Raw genomic sequence first — 15,054 nt, 5'->3', positions numbered from 1 at the left:
AATCCTTCGGCCACTCCGGTGTGCGGCGAGGTCCGGGGCCCGCGAGATCCTCCAACAGCCGTGCAGGACCTCAAGCCCGTCCCCGTAGGGTCGCCTCATGATGGAGCGGCTCGACGAGGTGGACTGGGCAGGGCTCACGCACGCGTACGGGCCGGCGGACGATGTGCCGGAGCTGTTGCGGGCCGCGGGGGACGCGGAGGAAGGCATACGGGACGAGGCGCTCGACGAACTGGTCTCCTCGCTCTGCCATCAGGGGACGGTGTATTCGAGCACGGCGCCTGCCGTGCCGTTTCTCGGCCGGCTCGCGCTCCATGGGCCGGGCCACAGGGTGGAGCTGCTGTGGCTGATCGGTGCGATCGCCGATGGCAACGGCAACCGCAGGGACCTCGCGGCGGTGCGGCGCGCGATCGCTGAAGTGGTGCCTTCGATGCTCGGCCTCGTGGTGGATGAGGAGCGCGGCGTACGGCGGGCGATGGTGTGGCTGATCGCGGCGTGCGGGGAGGGCGCGCTGCCGCTGATGCCGTTGCTGAGGGCGCGGTTGGCGAGCGAGCAGGACGCGGAGGTGCGGGCGGATCTCGTCACCGCGCTGGGGCTGCTGGATGTCAGCGAGGGTGTCCGGACCGAGCGGGGCCGGGCGCTGCTGTCCGACCCGGAGCCCGAGGTGCGGCTGGCAGCGGCGAACGATCTGTTGCGCACGGCTGAAGCGCCGTTCCCCGCGGAGCTGGTGGAGTGTGCGGTGGAGGCATACGCGGCTCGGCCGGTCTCGCTGGGTCGGGGGCCATGGCCCGACCCCTTCCAACCGCTCGACGAGCGGCTTCTCGACGATCCGGATGCCGCGCTGCGCGCCGTGGCTCGGGGAATGCCGTTTCTCGCGCACAGCATCACCGAGAGATGGCGGGACCGCGAACGGGACGTGCTGCCCTGGCTGGTGAAGGAGGCAGAGCACGCCTACCAGCTGTACGAGATCGCGCGCGTCGGGTCGGCCCTGGAGGGCGAAGAGCACATGCCGTGGCTCGTCCCCTTCCTGGAGTCGTCCGATGACGACAGACGGGCTGCGGCCGCCGTCGTGGCGGTACGCCTGCGAGTGCCGGACGCTGTCGGGCGGGTACTGCGGCTGATGGACGAACTGCCGGAGCACAGCGGGACAGCGAATGCGGTGGCGGCGGCGGTTGAGGTTTTCGGGGCGGTCGCGGAGCCCGTGGCCGTGAGGGTTGCCGAGCGGCCGCGCACGGAGTGGCTCACGGTACTGGCGCACTTTCCGGGACTCGCTGTGCGCTGCCTCGGCGAACTCGTCCGCGCCGTACCGGACTCGGCGGACGTGCTGGCGGCGCTCGGCCCGGATGCCGGGCCCGACGTGCGACGGGCGCTGCTCGCGGCGGCGCACAAGGGCGACGTGGGAGCAGCGCTCGCATACGCGCGGATGACCGGGGACCACTCGCTCGCGGTTGAGCACATACGGGCCGGGCTGAACGGGAAACACTGGCTCCGGTGGCTGGGTACAGCCGGTCTGGTCGGGCCCGCGGGGGCGGAGTTGCTGCCGGAGCTGGAGCGGCGGTTGGTGTCGCCGTCGCGGGACACCAAGGCGGCGGCCGCGGCGGCGATCTGGCGGATCACCGGCCGCACCACGGACACCGTGGGGCCACTGGCCGACCAGCTCGCTCGGTTCGAGCACTTCTACGAGCCCCAGATGGAATCGCTGCGGATGCTGACCGAGATGGGCCGGCTCCCGAGGCAGGCGCGCCCCGCGGTGGAGCGACTCGCGTGGTCGGCGCGCCGGGTTGCGGCCGCCGGCCCGTTCAACGACGGGACCCCGCATGCCGACGACGAGGCGCGTGCCCTGGCGAGGAAGCTGCTGGCCACGGCGCCTCGGAATGACTCCGGGTGATTCCGGATCGGGTGGTCAGGCCGGAGACATCAGTTCGTAGAGGCTGTCCGAGCCATCCGTGAAGTAGGGACCGGACGCAGAGCGGATGGTTCGTGCGGCCGCGATGCCCTTCGATACTCAGGAGGCCGGTCGACCCGGGCCGGACCGTTCGGATAGATCTGGTGCATGACCTCACCTTTCGAATCGCTTCTGCCCAGTACCGAGCGGGCCCTGCTGCACCGGGTGGCCACCGCGCAGTCCGAAGGGCGCGCCCCCTCTCTCGTCGGGGCGGTGGCCCGGGGCGGACATCGCGTCTGGAGCGGTGCGCGCAGCTGCGTGGACGGCCATGCACCGGACGCCGACACTCAGTACCGCATCGGCTCCCTCACGAAGACCTTCACCGCCGTGCTGGTCCTGCGGCTGCGGGACGAAGGGCTGCTCGACCTGGGCGATCATCTGGAGAAGCACCTCCCCGGAACGGGGGTGGGTGAGGTCACCGTCGCCCAACTCCTGGGTCACAGCGCGGGGCTGGTTGCCGAGAGCCCCGCGCCGTGGTGGGAGCGCACGCCCGGCACGCTCCGGCCCGAGCTGAGCGATGTACTCGGCGACAGGCCTCTTTTGCACCCTGTGGGTCGTCGGTACCACTACTCCAACCCCGGTTACACACTGCTCGGTTCGCTGGTCGAGGCGGTGCGCGGGGAAGCATGGGCCGAGGTGCTCCGGCGCGAGATCCTGGAACCACTGGGCATGAGCCGTACGAGTACTCAGCCGCAGGCTCCTCATGCGGGCGGATGGGCCGTGCACCCCTGGGCGGATGTGATGATGCCCGAGCCGACCGAGGATCTCGGTCTGATGGCCCCGGCCGGTCAGCTCTGGTCGACCGCCGCCGACATCTGCCGGTTCGCCGGCTTCCTGGCCGAGGGGGACGACCGCGTGCTCTCAGCGGACTCCGTACGCGAGATGCGGACACCGTCGGCGCCGCCGGAGACCGGGGAGTGGGACAGCGGGTACGGGCTCGGTCTTCAGGTCGTACGGAGGGACGGGCGCACGCTCATCGGCCACACCGGGTCGCTGCCCGGGTACGTTGCCTGCCTGTGGGTGTGTGTGGAGGAAGACGTCGCCGCGGTGGTGCTGGCCAACGCCACCGCGGGGCCGCTCACCGCCGTGGTCGCCGCCGATCTCGTACGCATCGTGGCCGAGGCGGAACCGAGCTTCCCCGAGCCGTGGCGTCCGATGCCGGAAGTGGACGAGGCGCTGCTGGAGCTCGCGGGGCCCTGGTACTGGGGCACGTACGCCTTCGGGCTGAAGCTGGTGGCGGACCGGGGCCTGGAGCTGTACCCGCTGAAGGCGAACGGCCGCGGCTCGCGCTTCCGTGCCTGCCCGGACGGCACATGGACCGGGCTGGACGGCTACTACGCGGGGGAGACGCTACGCGTCGTGCGACGGACCGATGGCGCGGTGAGCCATCTCGACCTGGGTTCCTTCGCCTTTACGCGTGAGCCGTACGATCCTGTGGCCGATGTACCTGGTGGGGTGGACGAGGGCGGCTGGCGTGGCTTGAAGCCCCCAAGCCCCCAAGCCCCCAAGCCCTGAAGCCCTGAAGCCCTGAAGCAGTGAAGCAGTGAAGTGCTGAAGCAGTGAAGTGAAGCCGTGGCTCTGAAGTCGCGGAGACCGTGAAGCCGCGAGGCCCCAGCTGCGCAGACATGAGGCCCGGAAGCCGTGGGCTGTGGGCCCGCGCCCTGGTTCCCGGACCGTGAGACCGGAGCGATGTTTCACGTGAAACTGGCCCGGGCCGGCCAGGCTCGGGGCTCAGGCGGTCAGTTCGCGCTCCAGCGGTGTACGGAAGCGCGGCGTGAACCGCGCCTTGCCCACCCATGCCGACAGTCGTGAGGCCTCCGCTTCGATCGCGGTGGAGGCCTCACGTCCGGGGTCCGACAGCAGCCGCCAGACGATCTCGCCGTCAGCGCGCTGGGCCCAGCCTCCGACGATTTCGCGTTCCACCACACGGTGGGCCCGACGGTCCCGACGTAGTCGAAGAGGGTAGGCCGGTGGTCGGCGGTGAGATGGAAGTTGCGGTCGGCCCAGGCCATGGCGCTCGGGTCGAGCCTGGGCAGTAGCGCTGTCCAGGGTTCAACGGGAGGTTCCGGTTGCCGGTCAGAGAGTGCGCTTGAAGCCGATGTGCGACGCCTCGAAGCCGAGGCGCTCGTAGAAACGGTGGGCGTCGGTGCGGGAGGCGTCGGATGTGAGCTGGACCAACTGGCAGTTACGGCGCCGGGATTCGTCGACGGCCCATTCGATGAGCTGGGTGCCCAGGCCGCTGCCGCGTTCCTCGGCGTGGATCCGTACCGCTTCGATGATCGAGCGGCTGGCGCCGCGCCTCGAGAGGCCGGGGATGACGGTGAGCTGCAGCGTGCCGACGACTCGGCCGTCCCGCTCTGCGACCACGAGATGCTGGTTCGAGTCTCTCGCCATTCGCTCGAACGCAGCGGTGTACGGGCTGAGGTCGTCCGGCGACTCGCGCCGCGCGCCCAGCGGGTCGTCGGCGAGCATCGCCACGATCGCGGGGATGTCGGCGGGGCACGCGGGCCGTATCTGAAGATCGCTCATGCTCCGCAGCCTATGCGGGTGCGCCTTCGAGTCCGCCCGTATCAATGCAGGCGCACGGCGCCTACGCCGGTACCCCTGCGGTCGGGATCTTCAGTTCCTCGACCGCCCTGACCAGGGGGGCCAGCCCGGGGTTCTTCGCGGCCTCGTCGAGCGCCCCGCGCAGTGCGCTGTCGTTCGTCGGCCGGGCCTCGGAGAGCAGCTTCAGGCCGGCCTCCGTGACATCGGTGTAGATGCCGCGGCGGTCGGTGTCGCAGAGGTAGCGGCTGAGCAGCCCTCGGTCCTCGAGCCGGGTGACCAGACGGGTCGTGGCGCTCTGGCTGAGCACGACGGCGTCGGCGACCTGCTTCATCTGGAGATGGCCGCCCGGGCCGTTGTGCTGACGGCTCAGGACATCGAGGAGTGAGTACTCGCGCACGCTCAGATCGTGGTTGGCCTGGAGGGCCCGCTCGATGTGGGCCTCGATCCTGCCATGCAGCAGAGAGAGGGCGCACCAGCTCTGGGCGAGGGCGGTGAGTGCCGGGTCAGTCGCTGTCATCGATCTCTCCTTCGGCTAGGAGCGCCTTGAGGGCCGGGGCAGTGGGCCTTGGAGGGGCTGGAGCCCAGGATAGTCGACCCATGCAATAGCCCGCGCTTGCAATTAGTCGGCGTCTGCAATTATTGTGGACGCTCGTAAGGCGCAGACGCAATCTTCTGGAAGGTGACAACCCCATGCCGCTCGCGCTCCTCGCTCTCGCCATCGGGGCATTCGGTATCGGAACCACCGAGTTCGTGATCATGGGACTGCTCCCAGAAGTCGCCGATGACTTCCAGGTCTCCATCCCCACCGCCGGCTACCTGGTGACCGGGTACGCCCTCGGGGTCGTCCTCGGCGCACCGCTGATGACCGTCCTCGGGACCAAGGTCTCCCGCAAGCGGATGCTGATGCTGCTGATGGGGCTGTTCATCGCAGGCAATGTGCTGTCCGCCGTCGCCCCGGCCTTCGGTGTCATGCTCGCCGGCCGTGTGGTGGCCTCGCTCGCCCATGGCGCGTTCTTCGGCATCGGATCGGTGGTCGCGGCCGACCTGGTCGCCCCCGAGAAGAAGGCCGGCGCCATCGCCATGATGTTCACCGGGCTGACCGTCGCGAACGTCGTCGGCGTTCCGCTGGGCACGTTCATCGGGCAGAGCGTCGGCTGGCGCGCCACGTTCTTCATCGTCGCCGGGCTTGGCGTGCTGGGGCTTGCCGGAGTCGCGAAGCTGGTGCCGGAGCAGCCCAGGCCCGAAGGCGTACGGCTGCGCCATGAACTCGCAGCGTTCCGCAATGTGCAGGTACTGCTGGCCATGGCGATGACCGTGCTGGGCTTCGGCGGGGTCTTCGCAGCGATCACCTACATCACGCCGATGATGACCGAGATCGCCGGCTTCGCCGACTCCTCTGTCACCTGGCTGCTCGTCCTGTTCGGCCTGGGCATGGTCGGCGGCAACCTGGTCGGCGGCAGGTTCGCGGACCGGGCGCTGATGCCGCTGCTGTATGTCTCGCTCGGTGCTCTCGCTCTCGTGCTGGGACTGTTCACGTTCACCGCGCACAACAAGATCGCGGCAGCCGTCACCATCGTGCTCGTCGGCGCGCTGGGCTTCGCCACTGTGCCGCCGCTGCAGAAGCGGGTCCTCGACCAGGCGTCGGGTGCTCCGACGCTGGCCTCGGCCGTCAACATCGGCGCCTTCAACCTGGGCAACGCGCTCTCTGCCTGGCTCGGCGGGATCGTCATCGCGGCCGGCCTCGGCTTCACCGCCCCGAACTGGGTCGGGGCTCTGCTCGCCGCCTCTGCGCTCGGGCTCGCTGTCCTCTCGGCCGCCCTGGAGCGCGCTTCCGTCCGCCGCGGGAGCCGGGTCGTGGCCGCCGGTGCGGCGACAGAGCCCGTGTCCGTCCCTGCGGCGCGTCACTGAGCCCCTGCGCCCAGGCCCCTCATCCCCACCAATGCCCTGCAGCCCTACCGCACCAAGGAGTTCATCATGACCGCCACTGCCACCACCGCCGTCGCGCCGCTGACCACACAGGATGCCGAGGCTCTCGTGGAGGCCGCCCGCTCGGCGGCGGAAGCGGCCGGTGTGACCGTCGCGATCACCGTCCTCGACGCCGGGGGCCACCTGCTGGCCTTCCGCCGCGACGATCGGGCGGTACTCATCGCAGGCGAGACCAGCACGCGCAAGGCCTACACGGCGCTGCAGCTGAACGCCCCCACCGCGGACCTCGTCGATGCGGTGCAGCCGGGTGGGCTGTTCCACACGCTCCCGACGGCTCTGGACCGCCCGCTCCTCTTCATCGCGGGCGGCGTCCCGGTCCACCGCGACGGCCGCGTCATCGGCGCGATCGGCGTCGGGGGCGGCGCACCGCAGCAGGACCACGGCTTCGCGGTCGCGGCGCTGAAGGCCCTCGCCTAGGCAGTGTCGGTCGATCAGGCGGGACACACCTACGGGCGCGGTCCTGGCGCGGACGCGCTCAGCCCGCCGCGACCGTCAAAGGCGCAAAGCGGCGGGTCCAGTCGCCCGGCAGTACGGGGGTGCCGTGGGTCATGACGGCGTTGAAGGCGATCGGGCTCAGGCCGTTCGCCTTCACCCACGTGAGCAGTTCCTCGTGGCGTACGTCGATGTCGGTGCGCAGGGGGCGGTCCGTCGCGTTGGCCAGAGAGAGGATCAGGGACTTCGCCGTGTCCGTGTCGCGGGCGATGAGTGGGCCGATGACATGGGTCTCCATGTTGGGCCAGGCGGCCGCGTAGCCCGTGAGGACACCGTCGGCCTCCGCGACCCTCAGCTGGTCGGCGAATGCCGGGAGGCGCGTGATCATGAGCGTGCGGTCCTGGCCGAAGACGTCGGCGTCGAGGCGGAGGATCGCCGGCAGGTCTTCCGCGGTCGCTGGGCGGGTCGTGGCCCGAGGAGCAGGGCCGGAGAGGCGGAAGTGGCCGCGAACCATCTCGGCGCGACCGACGACCGTGAAGCCCAGCTCTTCGTACAGCGGCTGTCCGTTCGGCGTGGCATGCAGGGTGAGCGGGGTCTCCCCGGCCTCGGCCACCACATGCTGCATGAGACGCCGCCCGATGCCACGCCGGGCATACCGCTCGGCCACGAGGACCATCCCGATGGCGGCGAGCCCCTGGCCGTTGGCCGGACCCGAACCATGGACAGGGTCCATGCCAGAGGCAGGGCCCGGACCGTACGAGGTCACCACACACGCGCTGACGAGGCCCTTGCCCGAGGGGTCGTCGATGCCGTACCCCGTTCCTGCCGCGAGCAGCAGGCCCCATTTGTGCTCCTCGCGCGGCCAGCCGCGGTCCTCGGAGAGATCGGCGCAGGAAAACAGGTCTGCCGGGGTCAGACGCCGGATGGCGAACTCGCTGAACGGTGTTGACATGAAGGTCAGGCTGTCGGACGCAGAGATCGCCCGTCCAGCGCTTTACCGGAAGTGGCCGAGACCCGGAGGCGGCGTCCGCGCCGCGTCATTCCCCAGGGCTTGAGGACCGAGATCGCGGTCATGAAGAGGTATGTGGAGAGGGAGACGATGGGGGCGGCGAGCAGACCGGACGGGTCCGCCACGGAGAGACCTGCCGCAGCCTCCCGCGCTGCGGCGTTCACACCCGGCCGCAGCGAGAACGCCGTCAGTGCGGTGGTGAGCAGCGTCAGCCAGAACTTGGTCCAGACCCAGCGATAGCGGGCCAGACCCCATGGTGTGCCCAGCGAGAGCACCAGGCCGCTGCCGAGGGTGAGCAGGGCGACGGGGATCATCAGCCAGTTCGCGAAGACGGCCATGGAGCGGTACGAAGCTTCGGCGACGGCGGGAGATCCCGAGGCGACCGCGGCGACACTCAGTCCGAGCAGCCCGAGGGAGAGCCCGAGCCAGCCCGCGGACGCGGAGACATGGACGACGAGGATGGCCCGGCGAGCGGGGCGCTTCAGTGGTTTCACGTGAAACACCGTGCCGGGGAGACGGTCTCTTCCGCGTCTGACGGCGGGAGTAACCGGGCGTACTAGCCTCGGCGTACATGGCGAGACCGCACCTCTTCGACCTCGACGGAACACTTTGCTGGCATGGGTGCGCACGCCACCCACGGTTCACGTTGGCCGTCGGTTCCGTTCAGCGAGCCGGTCGACCGGTCCGGCATTCTTGATGCGACGGCCAAGGTGAAGATCGCGAACCAGCTCTGTGCAGAGTTCGAGCTTGAGCTGGACGACTGCGTTGCCTACGGTGATTCGAAGTCCGACGCGCAGATCTTCGCCGCGGTGCCCGTTGCGGTGGCGGTGAATGCGGACCATCATCTGTCCGGGCTCTCCACACACGCCTATACGGGGAGAGATCTGCGGGAGGCCTACGAACTGGTCCGATTCCTTCGATAGTTCGGGTGCGGGGGCATGCCCTGCAGGCCCGAGACCCGGCCGCGCTTACGGACATGGGGGCGATGCAGCCTAACGGGAAAACGGGTACGGATACCCGGACTTTCCGCTGTTTGTCCGATGCGAACGTGCCACCTGGCATGCTGCGACGACGAGTGCTGCGGGCATTGACGCAATCCGGTCCCGCTCGTCCTGATTCTCGAAATCGCGAAGGCTAATGTGGGCGGACAGGAGTCCTGAGGCAGAGCGGGGAATTGAGAGCACGTTCCGGACCAACGGAAGTGCGCAGACCGACCGAGAGATGTTCGAGGCGAGGCACACAATGGACGCTCCGACCACCACGTCGGCCGACAACGGCACCTCCGGCGAGAACGGTGCGAACGGCGGAGGAGGCTGGTTCACACCTCGTAAGCGGTCTGCCGCGGGCCGGCCGGCTCCCGGGGCTGACGAGGGCCCCATGGATGCGCCGGGCGAAGCGAGCGAGGGGCGAATAGCGACCCCGAGCCGGCCCGTCGCCTCCATACGCCCGGTCGGCACCGGGGCGGACCGGGCCTCCGGGACAACGGCCCGCGGGTCCACGGTCCCCCCGGCACGGACAGCGCCGGAGGCCCCTGGGGCCGCCGCGCCCCAGGAGGTGCCGCAGGCGGTGCCCCAGGCCGCGTCCGAGTACCGTGCCCCTGAGCCGCACGCTCCGCACCACGGCTCCGCCCGCAGTGCGGAGGCTGCTCGGCCCGCCCCCGATCCGCTCTCCGGCGTCCGTGACGACAACGCCTCGCCCGACGCGATCCTCATCCGGCGGACCATGGCGGAGATTGCGCCCGTCGCCGACAAGGTCACCTCGTACTTCTACGCCCTGCTGTTCGTCCGCCACCCCGATCTGCGGTCCCTCTTCCCCGCCGCGATGGACACCCAGCGGGACCGTCTCCTCAAGGCGCTGCTCACCGCCGCCGAGCACATGGACAACACCGCCGTGCTCGTCGACTACCTCCAGCATCTGGGACGGGGTCACCGCAAGTACGGCACTCAGCCCGCGCACTACCCGGCCGTCGGCGAGGCCCTCATCGGCGCGCTGACCCGTTACGCCACCACGACCTGGGACGACGAGACCGAGGCCGCCTGGGTCCGTACGTACACGACGATCTCCCAGGTCATGATCGACGCGGCGGCGGCGAACGAGCGTCTCGCGCCCGCCTGGTGGCACGGCGAGGTGGTCTCGCACGACCTCAGAACCCCGGACATCGCGGTCATCACCGTCCGCCCGGACCAGCCCTACCCCTTCCTGGCCGGTCAGTACACGAGCCTGGAGACCCCGTGGTGGCCGCGGATCTGGCGCCACTACTCCTTCGCGGGCGCGCCGCGCTCCGACGGGCTGCTGTCGTTCCATGTGAAGGCCGTCCCGGCGGGCTGGGTTTCCAACGCGCTGGTCCACCACGCCCGCCCCGGCGATGTGTTCCGGCTCGGCCCGCCCGCGGGTTCGATGACCGTCGATCACACCACCAACAACGGTCTGCTGTGTCTCGGCGGCGGCACCGGGATCGCCCCGATCAAGGCTCTGGTCGAAGATGTCGCCGAGCACGGCGAGCGCCGTCCGGTGGAGGTGTTCTACGGGGCGCGCAGCGGCCACGACCTCTACGACATCGACACGATGCTGCGGCTCCAGCAGAGCCATCCGTGGCTCCAGGTGCGGCCGGTCGTCGACGGCAAGGCGCAGCTGCCCGACGCCGTGCGCGAGTACGGTCCGTGGAACGAGTACGACGCGTATCTCTCCGGCCCGGTCGGGATGATCCGCAGCGGCGTGGACGCGCTCAGGAACGTCGGTATCCCGTTCGAGCGCATCCGCCACGACTCTCTTGAGGAGCTCGTCGCCGCGGCGGACTGAGCCACACCGGACTGAGCCACACCGGATTGAGTCGCACCGGACCGAGCCGTAGCGGACCGAGTCGCACCGGACCGCGCTGCACCGGGTTCAGCCGCAGCCGAGCAGCCAGGGTTCAGCCCAGGTCAGGCGCGTGCATGGCACGCACGCCCTCGATGTTGCCGTCGAGATAGTGCCGCAGCGAAAGCGGTACGAGATGGACCGCGGCGATCCCGACGCGGCTGAAGGGCACACGGACGATCTCGTACTCGCCGCAGGGCTCGTCCACCTCGGGGCCATGGCGCCGCGATTCGTCCATCGACGCGAGCCGGCAGACGAAGAAGTGCTGGACTTTCACGCCCGAGACTCCGCCGTCCACGATGTGCTCGACGGTGTCGACGAAGCAGGGCACCACGTCGGTGATCTTGGCGCCGAGCTCCTCGTCGACTTCTCGGTGCAGGGCGTCGACGACGGTCGCGTCCTCCGGTTCGACACCGCCGCCGGGGGTGAGCCAGTACGGATCGACGCCGGGCTTGGTGCGCTTGATGAGGATGAGGTCGTCACCGTCGAGCAGGATGGCGCGTGCGGTGCGCTTGACCACTGGCCTCGGGGGCAGGGGGGTCGTCCCCGCAAGGGAATTGCTGCCGGTCATGGCAAGAGAGTGGCCCACGCCACCCGTTCTGAAACTCCCGTCCGCCCTGCCGTTCGCCTGTCGTCGCCCGCCGTCACCAGTCGACCGCGGCGCGCAGCAGCGCTTCGTGCGCACGCGCGATGTGCGGGAGTGCGAGCGTTCCGGTACGGACGACGAGGAAGTAGGTACGCAGTGGGGGGACGGGAGGGTCGAGCAGAGCCACCAGGCGCCCGCTCTCCAGGGCGTCGGCGCACAAATAGCGTGGCAGCACGGCAAGCCCGGCGCCTGCGGCGGCGGACTCCAGGACCGCGCGCAGATCGGGCGCGATGACGGTGCCCGCGGCAGACGGCCGGCTGTCGAAGACAGCGGCCCAGTAACGGGCGACGAACGGCAGGGACTCATGCACCTCCACCACGGGCAGCTGCTCCAGCACGACAGCGCCCTTGCGCAGCAGCACACCGGGACCCAGCCGTGCCGCCCAGCGCGGTGAGGCGACCAGGACATGCTCCTCGTCGCAGAGGGGAGTCGAGGTGAGCAGCCCGCCGCGCGGGCGTGCCGTCGCGATGGCCAGATCATGATGCCCGGCGGCCAGTCCCTCCAGGGTCTCGTCGGCGTTGCCCACGAAGGACGTGCGCAGCGCGAGGCCCTGTGAGATCAGCGGGGTGAGCGCGGGAAGGGCGCGTACGGAGGTGAACTCGGGCGGACCGGCGAGATGGAGCGTCCGGACCCCGGACTCCTCGTCCAGTCCGGCCTCGGTGATCTCGACGAGGGCGTCGAGATGCGGGGCGGCCCGGTGGGCGAGCTCGTCGCCGACGGTCGTGGGCGTGACTCCTCGCGCCTGACGCAGGAAGAGCGGGCGTCCCAGCTGCCGCTCCAGGGTCCGTATCTGGCTGGTCACCGCGGGCTGGGAGAGCCCGAGCAGCGCGGCGGCGCGGGTGAACGAGCCGGCCCGGTGCACCGTGATGAATGTGCGCAACAGGGCCAGGTCCATCGTCCAACTATAAATAAGTCGATAGGCCTCTGTCGCTAGCGTGATTGGACACTGACGCAGAGTCAACTAGCCTTGTTCGCACGGTTCTTCGCGAGTGGAACAGTGCCGGCAGCCGCGCCGATGACGCGCAGGCGCCCGCGTCGGCAACCGCGCGTGGGACCGGGACGGTCCGAGCCATGAGGGGGGAGGCTCGGACCGTCCGTCTTTCTTCCTCAGCCGTCTTCACGGCTGCCGGGCGGCGTCAGCCCGCGGCCGCGTCCAGTGCGCGGAGCACATCCGCCACGAGATCGTCCGGATCCTCCGCGCCGGCCGAGAAGCGGATGAAACCCTCCGCCACGGCGTCGCCGCCCCACCGGCCACGGCGCTCGGCGCTGGAGCGGACGCTGCCGAAGCTCGTCGCGTCGTCGACGAGGCGCAGCTGCGCCAGGAAGCGTTCCGCGTGCGCGCGGTCCGGCAGCTCGAAGGAGACCACCGAGCCGAAGCGGCGCATCTGGGCCGTGGCGACCTTGTGCGACGGATCGTCGGGCAGTCCCGGGTGGCGCAGCCCGGTCACCTCGGCGCGGCCGGCCAGCGCCCGCGCGAGGGCGAGCGCGTTCGCGCACTGCCGGTCGGTCCGGAGCTGCAGCGTGGCCAGCGAGCGATGTGCCAGCCAGGCCTCCATCGGGCCCGGGATCGCGCCGACGACCTTGCGCCAGTGCCGTACGCGCGCGGCGAGCGCGGTGTTCCGGCAGACCACGTAGCCGAGCAGCACATCGCCGTGCCCGGTCAGCCCCTTCGTGCCGCTGGCCACGGCGAAGTCCGCGCCCAGCGCCAGCGGGCGCTGGCCGAGCGGGGTCGCGAGCGTGTTGTCGACCGCGACCAGTGCGCCTCCCGCGTGCGCCGCGTCAGCCAGCCGGCGTACGTCGCACACATCGAGCCCGGGGTTGGACGGTGTCTCGATCCACAGCAGCTTCGCCCCGTCGAGTACGGCGAGCTGTGCGTCGCCCCTCGTCGGCGCGGTGCGCACCTCGACCCCGTACGCCTCGAGCTGCTCGCGCACCAGCGGCAGGGCCTGGTAGCCGTCGTCCGGGAGGACGACCACGTCGCCCGCCCGCACCTGGGACAGCAGTACCGCCGAGACCGCGGCCATCCCGGAGGCGAAGACGACCGTCTCGACGCCCGTCTCCCCCGGCGCCTCCAGCTCGCCGATGGCCTGCTCCAGCAGCGTCCAGGTGGGGTTGGAGTCGCGCCCGTAGACGTACGGGCCCGTCGGCTCACCGGGCAGGTGGTAGTGCGCCGCGAAGACCGGCCCCGGCAGCGTCGGTTCGTACTTCCGGGCTTCCGGCAGCCCGGCCCGTACGGCCCTCGTTCCGTCGCCCACGTCGGGCTGGTCGCTCATGCTCGGCTCGTCGCTCATGCCGCTCGCTCCTCGACAGCCTGCCGTACTGCGGCGAGCAGCCCCTCGCTCGCCGCCTCCACCATCTCCAGGCACTCCTCGAAGCCGTCCATGCCGCCGTAGTACGGATCGGGGACATCGAGTTCGCCCCGGGCCACAGGATCGTAGGAGCGCAGCAGCCGCACCTTTGCGGCGTCCGCGTCCGTCGGGGCGAGCCGCCGCAGCTCGTGCAGATGTCCCTCGTCCAGGGCGATCACCAGGTCGAGCCGGGCGAACCAGGAGGCGCGGAACTGCCGCGCGACATGGCCGGACTCATAGCCGTTCGCCCGCAGAACGGCGACGGTGCGGTGGTCGGCGCCGTCGCCCTCGTGCCAGCCTCCCGTGCCGGCGCTGTCCACCGCGACGAGGTCGCCGAGCCCGGCCTCCTCGACGCGGGCGCGGAAGACGGACTCGGCCATCGGCGATCTGCAGATGTTGCCGGTACAGACGAAACAGACGGAGAAGGACATCAGGTGCTCAGCCCTTGTCGTCGGGGAGTACGACGTTGAGCGCCCACGACACGATCGAGATGATCAGGCCGCCGAGCACCGCGGTCCAGAAGCCCTCGACATGGAAGTCCAGCCCCAGTTTGTCGGCGAGCCAGGAGGTCAGCAGCAGCATCAGCGCGTTGACCACCAGCGTGATCAGCCCGAGCGTGAGGATGAAGAGCGGCAGCGTCAGCAGCTTCACGACGGGCTTCACAAGGAAGTTGACCAGGCCGAAGAGGAGGGCGACGACGACCAGCGTCAGCGCCTTCTTCCCCGTGCTGTCACCAGTGAGCGTGATGTCCTGGACCAGCCAGATCGCCACGAGCAGGGCTCCGGCGTTCGCGATCGTCTTGACTACGAAATTCATCATGTGTCTGATCGTGGCAGACACGATCGGACCAACGGCAGGGGCGGACGGACATGAAGGCATTCCGACTGGACGAGCTGGAGGCGGAGCGCGCCGCCAACGACGGTGCGTATCTGCAGTTCCTGCGCGAGCCGAACATGTCGGTCGGACTGTACGCACTGGACGCCGGCGAGCTCGACCCGCAGCAGCCCCACGGTCAGGACGAGGTCTACTTCGTCGTCAGCGGCCGGGCCTCGATCACTGTCGGTATGGAAACGACGCAGGTGGGGCGGGGCAGCGTCGTCTATGTCCCCGCCGGAGTGGCCCACAAGTTCCACCACATCACGGAGGACCTGCGGGTTCTGGTCGTCTTCTCTCCACCCGAGAGCTGACAGGTAACCCCCGGTTTCCCTAGGGGACGGCTCAGGGGACTTCAAGGGCCGCCGGGGCTCCGGAGACTGCTCTCGCACCTCTAGCATCGAAACCAGGACAA

Annotated in this window: 15 protein-coding genes and 2 pseudogenes; 7 read left to right on the top strand and 10 right to left on the bottom strand. The window is 70.0% G+C overall.

The features are described 5' to 3' along the window. Positions 1-97 precede the first annotated feature (97 nt). Complete coding sequence (locus ACZ6ZQ_RS10495; RefSeq protein WP_469768136.1) at positions 98-1,885, top strand: HEAT repeat domain-containing protein; 1,788 nt, start codon at positions 98-100, stop codon at positions 1,883-1,885. A 165-nt stretch (positions 1,886-2,050) separates the two neighbouring features. After that, positions 2,051-3,457, top strand: a complete 1,407-nt coding sequence (locus tag ACZ6ZQ_RS10490) for a serine hydrolase domain-containing protein (protein WP_469768135.1) — start codon at positions 2,051-2,053, stop codon at positions 3,455-3,457. A gap of 216 nt (positions 3,458-3,673) precedes the next feature. Here the strand turns inward: ACZ6ZQ_RS10490 and ACZ6ZQ_RS10485 are convergent. The 3 genes and pseudogenes from ACZ6ZQ_RS10485 to ACZ6ZQ_RS10475 form a co-directional block, all read right to left on the bottom strand. After that, a pseudogene (locus tag ACZ6ZQ_RS10485) lies at positions 3,674-4,020 on the bottom strand (DNA glycosylase AlkZ-like family protein); the annotation flags it as partial. Beyond that, positions 4,019-4,471: a GNAT family N-acetyltransferase gene (locus tag ACZ6ZQ_RS10480; protein ID WP_469768134.1), complete on the bottom strand. Its 453-nt coding sequence runs from the start codon at positions 4,469-4,471 to the stop codon at positions 4,019-4,021. The pseudogene ACZ6ZQ_RS10485 and the gene ACZ6ZQ_RS10480, both read right to left, overlap by 2 nt. 61 nt (positions 4,472-4,532) lie before the next feature. Continuing rightward, complete coding sequence (locus ACZ6ZQ_RS10475; RefSeq protein WP_469768133.1) at positions 4,533-5,006, bottom strand: MarR family winged helix-turn-helix transcriptional regulator; 474 nt, start codon at positions 5,004-5,006, stop codon at positions 4,533-4,535. Between the two features lie 173 nt (positions 5,007-5,179). On the opposite strand from ACZ6ZQ_RS10475, the gene ACZ6ZQ_RS10470 reads away from it, so the two are divergent. Both ACZ6ZQ_RS10470 and ACZ6ZQ_RS10465 read left to right on the top strand, forming a co-directional pair. After that, entirely contained in the window at positions 5,180-6,397 is a 1,218-nt protein-coding gene (locus ACZ6ZQ_RS10470) for an MFS transporter (RefSeq protein ID WP_469768132.1), read from the top strand. 66 nt (positions 6,398-6,463) lie between these two features. Beyond that, positions 6,464-6,892, top strand: coding sequence for a GlcG/HbpS family heme-binding protein (locus ACZ6ZQ_RS10465; protein ID WP_469768131.1), 429 nt, complete (start codon positions 6,464-6,466; stop codon positions 6,890-6,892). Between the two features lie 58 nt (positions 6,893-6,950). Here ACZ6ZQ_RS10465 and ACZ6ZQ_RS10460 read toward each other — a convergent pair whose 3' ends face one another. Next, positions 6,951-7,859, bottom strand: a complete 909-nt coding sequence (locus tag ACZ6ZQ_RS10460) for a GNAT family N-acetyltransferase (RefSeq protein ID WP_469768130.1) — start codon at positions 7,857-7,859, stop codon at positions 6,951-6,953. 5 nt (positions 7,860-7,864) lie between these two features. Continuing rightward, positions 7,865-8,410 (bottom strand): DUF2269 domain-containing protein, encoded by a 546-nt coding sequence (locus ACZ6ZQ_RS10455; RefSeq protein ID WP_469768129.1) that lies wholly within the window; start codon positions 8,408-8,410, stop codon positions 7,865-7,867. Between the two features lie 123 nt (positions 8,411-8,533). On the opposite strand from ACZ6ZQ_RS10455, the pseudogene ACZ6ZQ_RS10450 reads away from it, so the two are divergent. Next, positions 8,534-8,839: pseudogene (locus ACZ6ZQ_RS10450) on the top strand (hydrolase); the annotation flags it as partial. 319 nt (positions 8,840-9,158) lie between these two features. Next, positions 9,159-10,715, top strand: coding sequence for a globin domain-containing protein (locus tag ACZ6ZQ_RS10445; protein WP_469768128.1), 1,557 nt, complete (start codon positions 9,159-9,161; stop codon positions 10,713-10,715). A gap of 112 nt (positions 10,716-10,827) precedes the next feature. Here the strand turns inward: ACZ6ZQ_RS10445 and ACZ6ZQ_RS10440 are convergent, their stop codons facing one another. From ACZ6ZQ_RS10440 to ACZ6ZQ_RS10420, 5 genes are all read right to left on the bottom strand, one after another. After that, on the bottom strand, positions 10,828-11,307 hold the full coding sequence (locus ACZ6ZQ_RS10440; protein WP_469768272.1) for an NUDIX domain-containing protein: 480 nt from the start codon (positions 11,305-11,307) through the stop codon (positions 10,828-10,830). Positions 11,308-11,416: 109 nt separating this feature from the next. Continuing rightward, complete coding sequence (locus tag ACZ6ZQ_RS10435) at positions 11,417-12,313, bottom strand: LysR family transcriptional regulator (protein ID WP_469768127.1); 897 nt, start codon at positions 12,311-12,313, stop codon at positions 11,417-11,419. Between the two features lie 241 nt (positions 12,314-12,554). Then, positions 12,555-13,709 (bottom strand): cystathionine gamma-lyase, encoded by a 1,155-nt coding sequence (locus ACZ6ZQ_RS10430; protein WP_469768126.1) that lies wholly within the window; start codon positions 13,707-13,709, stop codon positions 12,555-12,557. Further along, entirely contained in the window at positions 13,706-14,197 is a 492-nt protein-coding gene (locus ACZ6ZQ_RS10425; protein ID WP_469768125.1) for a low molecular weight protein-tyrosine-phosphatase, read from the bottom strand. Before ACZ6ZQ_RS10425 ends, ACZ6ZQ_RS10430 begins: the two co-directional genes overlap by 4 nt. Before the next feature lie 7 nt (positions 14,198-14,204). Beyond that, positions 14,205-14,585, bottom strand: coding sequence for a phage holin family protein (locus ACZ6ZQ_RS10420; protein ID WP_469768124.1), 381 nt, complete (start codon positions 14,583-14,585; stop codon positions 14,205-14,207). Positions 14,586-14,635: 50 nt separating this feature from the next. On the opposite strand from ACZ6ZQ_RS10420, the gene ACZ6ZQ_RS10415 reads away from it, so the two are divergent. Further along, positions 14,636-14,953, top strand: coding sequence for a cupin domain-containing protein (locus tag ACZ6ZQ_RS10415; protein ID WP_453657747.1), 318 nt, complete (start codon positions 14,636-14,638; stop codon positions 14,951-14,953). Positions 14,954-15,054 lie beyond the last annotated feature (101 nt).

The sequence above is a fragment of the Streptomyces sp. NPDC053673 genome (assembly GCF_055585225.1).
Note: the sequence above shows the minus strand (reverse complement) of the source record. Positions and strands in the feature narration are given on the sequence as shown.